The sequence below is a fragment of the Methylobacterium bullatum genome, assembly GCF_014845095.1.
Classification (GTDB): domain Bacteria; phylum Pseudomonadota; class Alphaproteobacteria; order Rhizobiales; family Beijerinckiaceae; genus Methylobacterium; species Methylobacterium bullatum.
The window spans coordinates 1-12964 of sequence record NZ_NKUG01000194.1 but is presented as its reverse complement, the minus strand read 5'-3'; the positions used below and the strand labels follow the sequence as shown (position 1 = coordinate 12964).

The following is a 12964-nucleotide window of genomic DNA, read 5'->3' as shown; positions in this document are numbered from 1 at the left end:
TCCTCCTCGACGAGGGCGCGGGCGGAGAGCGCGTGCTCCGCGCCCATCTCGCCCGCGCCAACCCGCACTGGCGCGACCTCGACGGGCTTCCCGAATGCCTCGTCGTGTTCCAGGGGCCGGACCGCTACGTCACGCCCTCCTGGTACGCGACGAAGCGTGAGACGGGGAAGGTGGTGCCCACCTGGAATTACGCCACCGTCCAGGCGCGGGGCCGCCCGCGCGTCATCGAGGACGAGGCCTGGCTGCGCCGGCAGATCGACGACCTGACACGGATGCAGGAGGCGGGGCGGGACGCGCCCTGGTCGGTGGCGGACGCGCCGCCGGCCTTCACGGCGGCGCAGATCAGGGGGATCGTCGGCATCGAGATTCCGATTGCGCGTCTCACCGGCAAATGGAAGGTCAGCCAGAACCGCACGGAGGCGGACCGGGCCGGCGTCGCGGCCGGATTGCGCCGGGACGCGGGCGGCAACGACGCGATGGCGGACCTCGTCGACAGGTTGGGAGTTCGGGCATGAGCGAGCGCGTGAATTCCTATGGCCAGCCGGTCGGCCCCGCCCTCGTGGGGTGGACCCCGCCGCCGTTCCCGCCACGCGAGGCGATGCAGGGCCGGTTCTGCCGGATCGAGCCCCTCGATGCCGAGCGCCATGCGGGCGACCTTTTTTCCGCCCTGGCGCACGACCCGGCGCGCTGGACCTACCTGCCCGTGGAGCCCCCGGCGGACGAGGCCGAGTATCGCGCGCGACTGGCGGAGATCGCCCGCAGCCGCGACCCGATGCATCACGCCATCCTCGACGCCGCCACCGGCCGGGCGCTGGGCCTCGCGGCCTATCTCAGGATCGAGCCGGCCCATGGCTGTATCGAGGTCGGCCATATCCAGTTCGGCCCCGGTCTCGCCCGCAACCCCGCCGCCACCGAGGCGATGGCCCTGATGATGGCCCGCGCCTTCGACCTCGGATATCGCCGCTACGAGTGGAAATGCGACAGCCTCAACGCGCCCTCCCGCGCGGCGGCCCTGCGCTACGGCTTCACCTTCGAGGGCATCTTCCGCAACGCCATCGTCACCAAGGGGCGCTCGCGCGACACGGCGTGGTTCGCGGTGACCGATGCGGACTGGCCCCGCCTGCGGGACGCCTTCGCCGCCTGGCTCGCGCCGGAGAATTTCGACGATGCGGGGCGCCAGAGGCGGAGCCTCGCGGCCCTGCGGGGCTGAAGGCCGTCCGGCGATGGGAGCACCGCCCTCCGAAAGCCGGAGGTCGTCTCGGCCACATCTCACGTTTCATCCGGCGCGATCATCCCCTGCATCATGAATACTCTCGTCCTGTTGCAGGGACGGCGCAGCGTCTCGGGGTGCGGCCGGCTAGGGTGTCGACGGGACCGGGGGACATCGGTGCCTCGGGCCGAAGGAAACACCGCGCCATGACGCCCGTGAGGATCGCCGTCGCGCTTCTTCTCGCCGCCTGTTCCTGCGCGCCGGCGCTGGCCGGCTCCGACGACGGCAAGGACGGCAAGAGCGGCGGTCAGGCGCGCTCGTCGAAGGCCAAGTCGCCGTCGCCTGAGACGAAAGCCAAGCCGTCGTCGCCCGAGAAAGAGGATGTCGACACCGAGCACCTGTTCGGCTTCACCGAAGGAACGGATGCCGGCGAGAAGGGCCAGCAGGAGGTCGTCTTCGACAGCGTCTCGCGCATCGGCAAGCGCCGCGCCGGCCCCGGCCCGTCGCATTACCGGGCCTTCGACGCGCGCCTCGGCTACCAGTTCGATCCGATCGACCGCCTGAGCATCGAGTTCAGCGCCTTCGGCACCCTGCACCGGGTCCGCACCATCGCCGATCTCGACGACAAGGCCTTCGGCACGTTCGACGGGGCCTCGATCGACGTGAAGTACCAGTTCCTGAAGGGCTCGGCCGAGCAGCCCGTGGGTTTCGCCCTGGAGGTGAGGCCGCGCTTCACCCGCATCCTGCCGATTGAGGGCAACGGCGCCGACGTCTTCGATCTCGAGACCCTGGCCCAGGTCGATGTCCAGATCGTGCCGAACACACTCTGGTACGGCAGCAACGTCAGTTTCGAACCGGCGGTGGGGCGCCAGCGCGGCTCGGGCGAGGGCTACCGCTCCTCGACCTTCGTCTGGTCGAACGCCCTCGTCGGAGAGGTGGCGGACAAGACCTATCTCGGGCCGGAGCTGCGCTACCTGCGCGGCTATGACGGGGCTTTCCTGAACCGGTTGGAGAGCCAGGCCCTGACCCTCGGCCCGGCCCTGCACCACCGCTTCACCGAGAAGGCCTGGATCACCCTGGCCTATGCCGGCCAGATCTGGGGGCGCGATTCCGATCCCGCCTTCGCACGGCGCGCCCTCGGCCTCGGCCAGTTCGAGCGCCACGCCGTCCGCCTCAAGCTCGGCCTCGAATTCTGACGTCGCGGAGGGGGAGTGGATGGTCGGTGCCGCCTGGCGGATCGCGGGTGGCCCGCTTCGGTCGGCGTCTTCTTTCCGTCAGGACCCGATCGCGAGCGCTATGTCGGCTTGGCCTTCTCCAGCCGTGTGCCGGCCGGCTCTGCCGAGGCTGCCGCGAGCAGAGATTTCCAGTCGTCGGGCGGGTTGCCCTTGTCGAGCATCCCCTTGAACACGCGATAGGCGTCGGTTTTCGAGCCGTAGGTCCGTAACGTCGTCTCGTCGTTCACCCAGGCGAAGATGAGGATTTTCGTTCTGCTGTCGTAGCGGAAGAACAGCCGGAACCGGCCGTTGCCGAATTTGGCCCGGAACCAATGCTTCCGGGTCCTTCCGAGCGTGTCGCCTTGGCGGTACTCCTGCCGCGTTGGATCGGACGGGATCGTCTCGAAGATCAACGTAGCGAGCATGGCGAGAAGCTTCGCTTGCGCCGTGCGCTGATAGCCCGTCGGGTCGGCCGCCTTGGCCGCTTCCACTGCCGCCGTCGCCCTCTCGAGCTGATCGAGCAACAGAGGATGGGCGAAGACCGTCCAGCCGTCGATGACCATGGCTCAGAGCGTCACGTCGCCGTCGATATCCTCATTGAAATCGACGGTCATTCCGGCTGTGAGCGTCGTCATGCGTTCCGCCAATCCGGCGGGGAAAGCCGAAATCTGCGAAGGGTTGCGGGCCATGTCCCGCGCGAGGAAGGTCAGGAACCCGTCGATCACCGGGTCCGTCTCCTCCTCCGCCGCCGCGAACAGGCTCACGCGACCGCCCTCGTCGATGACGTAGGCGACGTCGCCGCCGTAGCTCACGCCGAGCGCCTGGCGCACGGCCTTGGGGATCGTGGTCTGACCCTTCGCGGTGATCTTGCTCCGCTCGCGAACGAGGACCGCCATGATATCCTCCGTCGATGTGTAAGGAATCTACCTTACATTTTGCGGGGCAGGTCGGCAACGGCGAGGATCTGCTTGGACCCGGAAGCAGCCTCGACGTGACGAGCGCAGGCGCACGGTTTCATCCACGCCTGGATTCTCCGTCACCTCGCTCACGGACAAACAGCTCCGCCAATCCTCCGGCGCGAAACGAGTTGATCTCTGATGCGAGGTGAGAAAGAAGAGCACTCATCGTTCCCAAGTGCGGGGTCAGGCTATTCTCATGAAATGCTTATTATTATTGAACGGGAGCTTCGGCCTCGCCATCATCCGGCTGGTCTGATCATGGGCGAACATCACAAGCACGCGTCGGTGGGGGTCGCGCAGGCGATCTTCGACGAGATGCCGTCCGCCGACCGGGCGAAGGTCGAGGCGGAGGCCGCGAGCAAGGGCGTCAGCGCCCTGGAGATCGTGCGCCAATCCCTCGACATCCTCATTGCCGATGCCGAGCCGGCGACCAACGGGGGCGGCGGAGCGGGTTCGGCGCGGTGAGGGCCGTCGCCTCATGGCTCGGCCATGCACGATGACGGGCCACTTCCGTGGCCTCGCGGGGGCGCTCCTCCTGCTCTCGGCCCTGTCCGGCCCGGCGCAGGCGCAGCGGGTCGAGGACGGGTCCGATGCCGTCATCGGCAAGTCCGCGGCGGAAGCGATCCTCGTCATGGTGGGCGAGCGTTTCGGCGCCCTCGACCCGAAGGTGACGGCGTTGCGCAAGGCCGAAGGGTCGTGGGTCTGCGGCTCGGTCAACGTGAAGAACCGGGACGGGCTCTATATCGGCGAGCGCGGCTTCGTGGCCGATCCGGCAAGCGCGTTCTTCGGCCGCGTCCCGGAGGGGCCGGAACTCCTCAACCCGCGCGCCGAGGGGTTCCAGGCCCTGGAGCGGATCAGGCAGCTGTATTTCGCCATGTGCCTGGACTGAGAGACATTTTGGATGTTTTTCCAAGGCTCTACCTTATCCTGAGGTGCCGCGTAGCGGCCTCGAAGGAGGGCTCCAGGGAACGCTTCGGTATCTGGAGGGCTCCTTCGAGGCCCTTCGCCGAGGCGAAGGGCACCTCAGGATGAGGTGGTCGGGTCGGGCGATCGACTTTGGCGGACGACCGACGTCAGCGTGTGCATCCGCTGAGGCATCCGATCACGCCGGCTCGGTCACGGGGCGATCCGAAACCGCCCGGTCCGGCGACACCAAAGCCGGCCGACGCCGTTATCCCCCCATGATGATGGACACGCCGCGCCTCGGTTTCTGCTGCACCTTCGTGCTCGACGACGATCCCGCCAGCTTCAAGACCCTGAAGGCCGCCCGCGAGGCGACGCTTCACATGAACCTGTCGCACACCACCATGAGCCATCTCGACACGCTCGCGCCCGCGGCGCGGCGGGCGAAGCTCGAGGGTCTCGTCCGGCACAATCTCGGCGCGCTCGAACGGCAGATCGCCTGGGTCGCGGCCCGGCCGCCCCTGGAGCGCCTGCTGCGGATGGCGAGCAATGTCCTGCCCGGCTACACCCACGCGGTGGCACGCTCGATCTATGCCGAGCCCGAGATGGTCGATCTCGTGGAGACCGGTCTCGCGCGCGTCGGCGAGCGGGCGCGGGCGGGGGGCGTGCGCCTCAGCTTCCACCCCGGGCCGTTCTGCGTCATCGCCTCGCGCAACCCCAATGCCGAGCGCAACGGCATCTCCGAGCTCGAATACCATGCCGAGCTGATGGCGATGATGGGCTATGGCGGCGGCTGGCACCCGCAGGGCGCCCATATCAACATCCATGTCGGCGCCCGCGATCCGGGCATCGAAGGGTTTCGCGCCAGCCTGCCCAAGCTCTCGCAGACCGCGCGCGACCTGCTGACGGTGGAGAACGACGAGAACGCCTTCGGCCTCGACACGGTGCTGGACCTGGCGGACGACGTGCCGGTGGTCCTCGATCTGCACCACCACTGGGTCCAGAGCGGCGGCGTCTATATAGAGCCCGACGATTCGCGGATCGCCCGCATCCGCGACTCCTGGCGCGGTGTGCGCCCGATCGCCCATATCAGCCTCTCGCGCGAGGCCCTGCTGGAGGGGCACGACCCGGACACGCTGCCCGATTACCCCACCCTGATAGGGGCCGGGCACAAGTGGCGGGACATCGCGGCCCATTCGCACCTGATGGGCAACCGAGCGCTCAACGCCCTCGTGGCCCGGCACCTCGCCTGGGCCGATTTCGAGATCGAGGCGAAGGGCAAGAACCTGGCCTCCACCGGCATCGCCGCCGAGATCGGTGACGCGCGTGCGGCCGAGCCGTCACGCGGCACCGCCTCCGCTGCGTGAGCGGAGCGGCAGTGGGTCGCCGCTCATGTCACAGAATCGGGAGTGGGCCGGTTCGGAATCTGACGGGTTTGATCTGCCTTCGGGACGGTTGCGCTAGCAGAGGCTGCAGATCGGAAATCGAGCAAACACAAACTATGCGGAAAACTTAGGAGCCAATCTCCCCGCGTGGCAAAAATATACCTTTGATGCATGTGTCGTTTCTGACTGCTATCTGTGTGTGGGTCCTGGAATAAAATCCACCCTGCGGATAAGCTGGGCTTCCTTCAACGAAAAGACCTCTTACTGTATCGAACGGCTCTATGTAGTCTTCGCTTTCGGGGTCATTATAATGTTTGTCTTCAATGATTTCGTGCAAGTGTCGGATGACGGCGCAGTCGCGAAATCGCAGGAGTTTGTCTCCTTGATTAATTGTGTTTGGGTCTTTGTTCTTCGGCATTTCTGTGCCGGCTTGTTCGTTCAGCAGCTTCAGACTATCGTATGCGTCAGTCAGCAGCTCAATATTTTCTCGCTGCAATAAATCGAGACAATTTCCCAGATCGATGATCGCACCTATGACAAATGGATCGTCATATGCGCCGGACGCCGCCTTCGCCTGCGCCCACTCATAGGCCCGTAGCGCATCGTTTTCCCAAAAATAGACTCCCGGGCCGAGCCAATCGTAATCTTTATTGGAAGGGGCCAAAGGAAGACCGTGAGTCAAAGCTTTGCGGCCTACCTTTCTGCTACACCCGTGGTAGCCAAAAACGAAAGACGGCAAATTTCTAGACATTAAAACCCAGCAGTGGCTTTTTTCTTTCGTTCGCCACCGTAGGCGGCAGTGATTTCGCCTTTTTTATTGTGCGTCCCCTCTTTGACCAGGGCGCCCAACGCTAAGGCCTTCGTCGCTTTCTTTGCAGTTGTATAGCGCTTGATCGCCAACTTGAGCGCAGCACGCTTTTCGGCCTTCATTCCATGGTTCCTTATGGCCTCTCTTCAAATTGGCGCGTCGGCCCGCTTAAATCAAGGCAGCAATGCGGCGCTGGAACCGGCATCGACTTCATCACGGGGCACCACCTCCGCCTCATGAAGGGAGCGAGGCGGGCCAGGTCACGTGAAGCCTGCCCGCCGCCCTCCCGCACCGTGGTGCGTCGCGCGAACTGACTATCCCGTCGGTCAGCGCGTGGCGAACTTGATGCTGATCGCGGCCTTTGCCGTCAGGCCTGGGCTCTGCAGCAGGTTGAGGTACTGGGTGTAGCGCTTGTCGAAGGCGTTCTGCAGGGTGAAGTCGGCGCGGATCCGGTCGTTGACCCGGTAGGACGCGAAGAAATCCACGAGGCCATAGGCCTTGGTCGCCAGGATCGTCGCACTGGCGGGAACGACGTTGCTTTTGTCCACGAAGGTGAGGCGGCTTCCCACCGTGAGGCTGTCGTCGAGGAAGCGCAGGCCGAGCGTGGCGCTGATGCGGTCCGGGGGGATGCTCAGAAGGGCCTCGCGCGTGGCCTTGTCGCGCCCCTCGGTATGGGTGGCCGCCACCGAGACGAAGCCGCCGCCCCAATCGTAGGCGCCCTCCAGTTCGACGCCGGAGATTTCGGCCTGCGCCACGTTGAGGTACTGGAACGACTGCACCGGGATGAAGCACGGGAAACGTCCGGGCCGGCCGACGCAGACCGAGGCCGGAATGCCGGGAATCACGGGCACGAAATAGGTCGGGCCGACCTGGGCGGTGTTGATGTAGTCGTCGATCTCGTTCTGGAAGACGTTGGCCTTGGCGCGGAAGACGTCGCCGGGCCTCAGGACATCGCCGTATTTGAGGTTGATGCCCCCTTCGATATTGTGCGCCACTTCAGGCTTCAGGGACGCATTCGGAAGGATGTTGAAGGCCGGGAAGGGATGGATGCCCTGGACCAGGGTCTCGGTGATCGATGGCGCCCGATAGCCTTCCGCATAGGTGCCGTAGAACTCGATCCCGGCAAAGGGCGAGACCCCCACCGTGATCTTGGGAGAGAGGCGGTCGCCGCTCGAGCTCGCGTTGCCGCCGGACATTTCGTAATGGTCGTAGCGCAACGCTCCGATGACCCGCAGCCAGGAGGCGTAGCGCACCTCGTCCTGGATGAAGGCGCCCGCCAGGGTCCGCTCCCCGGAGGGCGTGAAGGCGGAGCCGAAGCCCCCGGCATTGTCCGTGGTCTTGACCCGGTCGAACACCGCGTCGCCGCCGATGGTCAGGGCGTGGCTCAAGGCCCAGGTGTCGAAACGGGCCGTGTTGTGGACGTCGACGCCCAGCGTCTCGATGTCGTAGTCGATCCTGTCGCCGGCCCGCACGCCGAGATTGCCGTAGAGACCGCTCGCGGTGTCGTTGAGGAAGGTCAGCGTGTTGTGCGTGCTGGCGTAGTAGCCCTTCACGCTCAGATCGATCAGCGGCACGTCGGGCCGGGCGAAGCGGTAGCCGAGGGTGTAGGTGTTGGCCTGGACCGCGTTGTTGAAGCGGGCTCCGGCGTTGCTGCTGCCGTTATTGGCGAAGTCGAAGTTCTGCAGGAGGGCCGTGCCGCTGATCTCGTGGCCGTCGGCGGGCCGGAGGTTGAACTTGGCCAGGCCGGAGGTCAGTTCGTTGCCGGTGTCGCGCACGAGCGTGCCGAACCCGTCGCGATAGGCGTCGTTGTTGCGGTAGACGAACTGACCGAACACATCCGCCGCGGTGCCGATGCGGGCGCCCAGCGCCGTCGAGTTCAGGAATTTCTGTCCGTTCGAGCCGAAGCCGAATTTCTGGACCGCGCCCGCCTTCTCGTCCGGCGCCAGGATGTCGTCGATGGAGCGCGTGCGGAAGGCGACCACGCCGCCGATCGCGCCGGAGCCGTAGATGGTGGAGGTGGGGCCGCGCGTGATGTCGACGCCGCCGACGAGTTCGGGATCGAGATAGAAGACGCCGTTGGCGCTGTGGCCCGAGGTCTGGAAGTTCTGGCGGGCGCCGTCCACCAGGACGTTGACGCGCCCGAAATCCTGCAGCCCGCGGATGTTGATGGCCTGGGCCGGGTCGTTCTGGTTCTCCTGCGTGGTGACGCCGGGGACGTCGCGCAGGACGTCGGAGAGGCGGCTCGGCTGCAGGCGGTCCATCTGCGCGCGGGTGACGACGCTGCTCCCGGACAGGGCGTCGATGGCGGGCTCCTCGGTCTTCGTCCCGGTGACCGAGAGGGTGTCGAGGCTCACTGCCGTGTGCGGCGGTTGCGCCGCGGGGAGGGCGGGCGCCGTCTGCGCTTGAGCGGCGCTCATCGCGATGAGCGAGACGCCGACGAGGGCGCCGGCGCGATGGGGGGTGAGGAGGAGACGGGGAGGCATGACCGATTCCGCGAGACAGGAGAGACAGCGCCGGGAGATGGGCTGGCTCCCAGCGCTGATGCTGCTCCATGACTGTGCGGTCAACGCGGTTTAGTCTTGGTTAGATTGGTGTGAGTCCAAGGAGCATCTGAATATGCCTAGACCTGTTCTAGCCTAGTTTTATAATCCCGTGGTCTGTTGCCGCCCGGTCACAGGCGGCGCGGGAGGATGAAGGGCCGGCCGCCCTCGGGCACCCGCCCGACGGGCCAGTTCACCTGGAAGACCTCGGCGATCAGGTCGTCGCGCAGGATCGCCGACGGGGTGCCGCGCGCCACGAGGCGGCCCTCGGAGAGCACCAGCAGGGTGTCGGCATAGGCCGCCGCGAGGTTGAGGTCGTGCAGGATCGCCACCACGCCGACGCCGCGGCCCCGCAGCCCATCCACGGCTTCCAGGATCGCGCTCTGATGGCGCAGGTCGAGGCTCGCGGTGGGCTCGTCGAGGAACAGGACCTGTCCGGTGGCGATGGTGCGGCCGGCGGCGAGCTGGCACAGCACGCGCGCGAACTGGACCCGGGCCTGCTCGCCGCCCGATAGGCTCTGATAGGCACGGCCCGCGAGATGCAGGATGTCGGCCCGGCCGAGGGCGTCGGCGAGGATCGCCTCGCGGTCGCGCCGGGTGAGGCCGCGGCCGATGCCGTCGAGGCCGATGCGGGCGACGTCCGAGACCGAGAAGGGAAAGGCGAGCCGCGTGGTCTGCGGCAGCACCGCCCGCAGGGCCGCGAGCCGCCAGGGCGGGATCGTCGGAACCGGCGTTCCGCCATAGGCCACCGTGCCCGCGGTGGGGGCGAGCTCGCCGCAGAGGAGGCGCAGCAGGGTGGATTTGCCCGCGCCGTTCGGGCCGATGATGACCTGCAGCGATCCCGGCTCCACGTCGAGCGACACGCCCTCCACCAGGGTGCGCCCGCCCGTGGCGAAGGCGAGGCCGGAGGCGGTGAGCAGGGGCGCCGCCTCAGACATCGAGGGTCCGGGTCCGCGCCAGGAGGAGCCACAGGAAGACGGGGGCGCCCACCAGCGCCGTGACGATCCCGATCGGCAGTTCGGCCGGCGCCACCACGAGACGCGCCGCCACATCCGCCAGGACGAGGAGCGTGCCGCCGAGGAGGGCGGAGGCCGGCAGGAGCCGCCGGTGCTCGGGGCCGATCATCAGCCGCAGGGTATGGGGCACCACGAGGCCGACGAAGCCGATCACCCCGGCCGCCGCCACGCCGGCGCCGACGGCGATGGCGACGAGGAGGATCGCCGCCCGCTTGAGCCGCTCCACCGGGATGCCGAGATGGAACGCCTCCGCCTCCCCGAGGACCAGGGCGTTGAGCCCGCGCCCGAGGAACGGCACGGCGATCAGCACCGGGAGGATCGCCGGAGCGGTGGCCGCCACCTTGGTCCAGGTCGATCCCCCGAGGCTGCCCAGGGACCAGAAGGTGAGGTCGCGCAGCTGCCGGTCGTCGCTGGCATAGACGAGGAGCCCCGTCATCGCGCCGCTCAGCGCTCCGAGCGCGATGCCGGCGAGCAGCATCGTCGCCACGGAGGTCCGGCCCGAGCGCGTGGCGACGAGGTAGAGGCCCAGCGTCGCGGTGAGCCCCCCGCAGAAGGCCGCCGCCGGCAGCACCGCATAGGGGAGCGGCCCCGGCAGGCCAAATGCCACGAGGAGCCGGTCGCCGAGGACGATGATACAGGCCGCCGCGAGGCCCGCCCCGGCGGAGACGCCGACCAGGGCCGGATCGGCCAGGGGATTGCGGAAGAGCCCCTGCATCAGCGCACCGGAGACCGCCAGGCCCGCGCCGACCATCAGGCCCAGGAGGGTACGAGGCAGGCGGATGTTGAGGATGACGAGGCTGTCGCGCGCGAGGCCTGGATCCGCCCCGCCCCGCATCATCACGTCGAGGATCCGCGCCGGCGCGATGGGGATCGCCCCGACGCCGACGGAGAGGAGGCTGACGGCGAGGACGAGGATCGCCAGGCCGGCGAAGACCGCGACGTCCCGGCGGCGCGGATCGGCGAGCCTGTCCCCGTGGACAGGATCAGCCACGGATGAGGTCGGGGTAGATCGCCCGTATCAGGTCGCGTGCGGCATCCGGGGTGCGCGGGCCGAAGCCGAGGAGGTAGAGGCCGTCCATAGCCACGAGGGCGTGTTTGGCCGCCGCCGGCACCTGGCCGAGGGCGGTGCCGGGGGCGAAGGTCGTCTCCGGGTTCGGGGCCTCGGCCCCGTTCTGCATCATCACCACGGCGTCGGGGGCGGCGGCGATGATGGCCTCGTCCGTCATCGGCTTGAACCCCTCGATGCCGGTGGCCGCGTTCTCCACCCCCGCCAGGGCCAGGATGCCGTCCGCCGTGCTGTTGCGGCCCCCGACCATGACGCGGCCGTTCGCCACCGACAGCACGACGAGCGCCCTGGCCGGGCGGGTGATGCGGGCGCGCTGCTCGCTCAGGCCGGCGAATTGCGCGCGCACCTCCGCGGCGAGGGCGGCGGCCTCCCGTTCGAGGCCGGCGAGGCGTCCCACGGTGGCGATCTTGTCGAGGACACCCTCGGGGGTCGGCGGCTCCTTGACGATGGAGACCGGCACGCCCGCCTCGCGCACCAGGGTCAGCACGTCGGCGGGGCCGGCGCCCTCGGCCGCGATGACGAGGTCCGGGCCGGCCGAGAGCAGCCCCTCCGCCGACAGCGCGCGCAGATAGCCGATATTCGGCTTCTCGCGCAGGGCCTGCGCCGGGTAGATGCTGGTGGTGTCGACCACCACGATCCGGCTCGCGGCCCCGAGCCGGTAGAGGATCTCGGTCACGGCCCCGCCGAGGGAGGCGATGCGCGCGGCCGGCCCCGCCGCCCGCGCCGGGCCCCCGAGGGCGGCGAGGCCGAGCCCGCCGGCCAGGATCGCGCGGCGGGACGGGGGGAGAGGGGAAGGACGGTGCGTCATCGGATCGGGATCACCCTGTCGCTGGCGGCCGCCCGGAGCCGGTCGCGCGCCGGCATGGACGGGGACCGCCTTCCGGCGACCGTCCGTCGGCGTCACCCGTGTCATGCTATAGGTCGAAGAGTGTGCCTGCCTGCGCAGTCCAAGGCAAGATTTAAAAAAATCTCTACTTTTGAATTGATACAGTCTGTTCTTGCCGTTGCTGCGCCGGAGGCTCTACCGACGCGGCCGCTGCATCTTCACCACGGTGCTCTTGGGGCGGCCGATCGGCTTCAGGGGCGCCTTGGCCTCCAGGGCGGCGCGGGCGAGGTCCTGGGGGCGCGGCGCCCCGTTCGCGATCCGCATCAGGGCCTCGGCCATCTCCTCGATGGTCTGGGCCGCCTCGCCCTCCAGCGTCTCCTCCGCCCGGATGCCGGGCAGTTCGGGCGCGATCTCTTCGGCGGCCTCCCGCAACTGCTCGATGAGTTCGGAGGGGGAGTAGCGGGAGGGAGGTGACTGTGCCATCGGGCGACCATGGCAGCCGCCGGCGGCCTCGACAACCGGGCCGATGGATCGGGACGTCGAACTCAGCTCAACGCTGCACTCCAGGTCAAGCCTTGGACAAACACCTCAACCAGCCTCTCGGCGCGCCGCGCCTCCCCCACGCGGCGGCCCCGTACCGAAGGCACACCAAAACGTAGAGGACATGCACTCAGCCTCGAAAAACATCGGGTCGATGCGGCTCCTTTAAGCGAACCTTTCCCTTGTTCTGGCTTCTCGGTGATAGGAGATGGCGCACTGCGGGGGGCGATCACCGGTGACCATGCGGCCTCAATCATTCCACGACGGCTCCGCGACGGACGCGTCCCGCCCCGAGGGCGATTCCGGCCACGGGCGGCTGAGCCTGAAGGGGCAGGGCGTCGTGAACCTCGCTCTGGCCAAGGGAGAGGGCGCCCCCGTCGACGATCTCCTCGCCGCCTCCGAGGCTCCGGCGAGCCAGATGGCGCTGCCGCTCTGGCTGCTGCTGGTGGGGCGGGAGGCGGTCCACCGGCGCTGGGGCCTCGTCACCGGGGCGGGTC

15 protein-coding genes and 1 pseudogene are annotated in these 12964 nt (G+C 68.0%); 7 read left to right on the top strand and 9 right to left on the bottom strand.

Features of this window, described 5'->3' with window-relative positions; translation table 11 throughout:
- The 3 genes from MBTS_RS21575 to MBTS_RS21565 form a co-directional block, all read left to right on the top strand.
- Positions 1-515, top strand: a 515-nt coding sequence (locus MBTS_RS21575) for an FMN-binding negative transcriptional regulator (protein WP_192216443.1), incomplete at its 5' end; no start/stop codon positions are given.
- Complete coding sequence (locus MBTS_RS21570) at positions 512-1210, top strand: GNAT family N-acetyltransferase (RefSeq protein WP_192216442.1); 699 nt, start codon at positions 512-514, stop codon at positions 1208-1210. The genes MBTS_RS21575 and MBTS_RS21570, both read left to right, overlap by 4 nt.
- Before the next feature lie 206 nt (positions 1211-1416).
- A complete protein-coding gene (locus MBTS_RS21565) occupies positions 1417-2406 on the top strand; it encodes a hypothetical protein (protein ID WP_192216441.1) in 990 nt (329 codons plus the stop codon).
- Between the two features lie 98 nt (positions 2407-2504).
- On the opposite strand, the gene MBTS_RS21560 is transcribed toward MBTS_RS21565, so the two are convergent.
- On the bottom strand, positions 2505-2987 hold the full coding sequence (locus MBTS_RS21560) for a type II toxin-antitoxin system YhaV family toxin (protein ID WP_192216440.1): 483 nt from the start codon (positions 2985-2987) through the stop codon (positions 2505-2507).
- A gap of 3 nt (positions 2988-2990) precedes the next feature.
- Positions 2991-3320, bottom strand: a complete 330-nt coding sequence (locus MBTS_RS21555; RefSeq protein ID WP_192216439.1) for a type II toxin-antitoxin system PrlF family antitoxin — start codon at positions 3318-3320, stop codon at positions 2991-2993.
- Between the two features lie 321 nt (positions 3321-3641).
- Here MBTS_RS21555 and MBTS_RS21550 point away from each other — a divergent pair, with 321 nt between their 5' ends.
- The 3 genes from MBTS_RS21550 to MBTS_RS21540 all read left to right on the top strand — a co-directional run bounded on the left by MBTS_RS21550 (position 3642) and on the right by MBTS_RS21540 (position 5653).
- On the top strand, positions 3642-3848 hold the full coding sequence (locus tag MBTS_RS21550; RefSeq protein WP_192216438.1) for a hypothetical protein: 207 nt from the start codon (positions 3642-3644) through the stop codon (positions 3846-3848).
- A gap of 31 nt (positions 3849-3879) precedes the next feature.
- Positions 3880-4272, top strand: coding sequence for a hypothetical protein (locus MBTS_RS21545; RefSeq protein ID WP_056141288.1), 393 nt, complete (start codon positions 3880-3882; stop codon positions 4270-4272).
- 292 nt (positions 4273-4564) lie between these two features.
- On the top strand, positions 4565-5653 hold the full coding sequence (locus MBTS_RS21540) for an apurinic/apyrimidinic endonuclease family protein (protein ID WP_187273484.1): 1089 nt from the start codon (positions 4565-4567) through the stop codon (positions 5651-5653).
- Positions 5654-5798: 145 nt separating this feature from the next.
- Here MBTS_RS21540 and MBTS_RS21535 read toward each other — a convergent pair whose 3' ends face one another.
- The 7 genes from MBTS_RS21535 to MBTS_RS21505 form a co-directional block, all read right to left on the bottom strand.
- Positions 5799-6335, bottom strand: a complete 537-nt coding sequence (locus MBTS_RS21535) for a hypothetical protein (RefSeq protein ID WP_238253977.1) — start codon at positions 6333-6335, stop codon at positions 5799-5801.
- 86 nt (positions 6336-6421) lie between these two features.
- Complete coding sequence (locus tag MBTS_RS21530) at positions 6422-6601, bottom strand: hypothetical protein (protein WP_147833128.1); 180 nt, start codon at positions 6599-6601, stop codon at positions 6422-6424.
- Between the two features lie 204 nt (positions 6602-6805).
- Positions 6806-8962, bottom strand: coding sequence for a TonB-dependent hemoglobin/transferrin/lactoferrin family receptor (locus MBTS_RS21525; protein WP_192216437.1), 2157 nt, complete (start codon positions 8960-8962; stop codon positions 6806-6808).
- Positions 8963-9150: 188 nt separating this feature from the next.
- A complete protein-coding gene (locus MBTS_RS21520; RefSeq protein ID WP_147833130.1) occupies positions 9151-9957 on the bottom strand; it encodes a heme ABC transporter ATP-binding protein in 807 nt (268 codons plus the stop codon).
- The gene (locus tag MBTS_RS21515) at positions 9950-11026 is read right to left on the bottom strand and encodes a FecCD family ABC transporter permease (RefSeq protein WP_192216436.1); all 1077 of its coding nucleotides are present in this window, start codon (positions 11024-11026) and stop codon (positions 9950-9952) included. Before MBTS_RS21515 ends, MBTS_RS21520 begins: the two co-directional genes overlap by 8 nt.
- Positions 11019-11909, bottom strand: a complete 891-nt coding sequence (locus MBTS_RS21510) for a heme/hemin ABC transporter substrate-binding protein (RefSeq protein WP_238253978.1) — start codon at positions 11907-11909, stop codon at positions 11019-11021. Before MBTS_RS21510 ends, MBTS_RS21515 begins: the two co-directional genes overlap by 8 nt.
- A gap of 213 nt (positions 11910-12122) precedes the next feature.
- Entirely contained in the window at positions 12123-12410 is a 288-nt protein-coding gene (locus tag MBTS_RS21505) for a hypothetical protein (RefSeq protein ID WP_018045622.1), read from the bottom strand.
- Positions 12411-12708: 298 nt separating this feature from the next.
- On the opposite strand from MBTS_RS21505, the pseudogene MBTS_RS21500 reads away from it, so the two are divergent.
- A pseudogene (locus MBTS_RS21500) lies at positions 12709-12964 on the top strand (DUF4105 domain-containing protein); the annotation flags it as partial.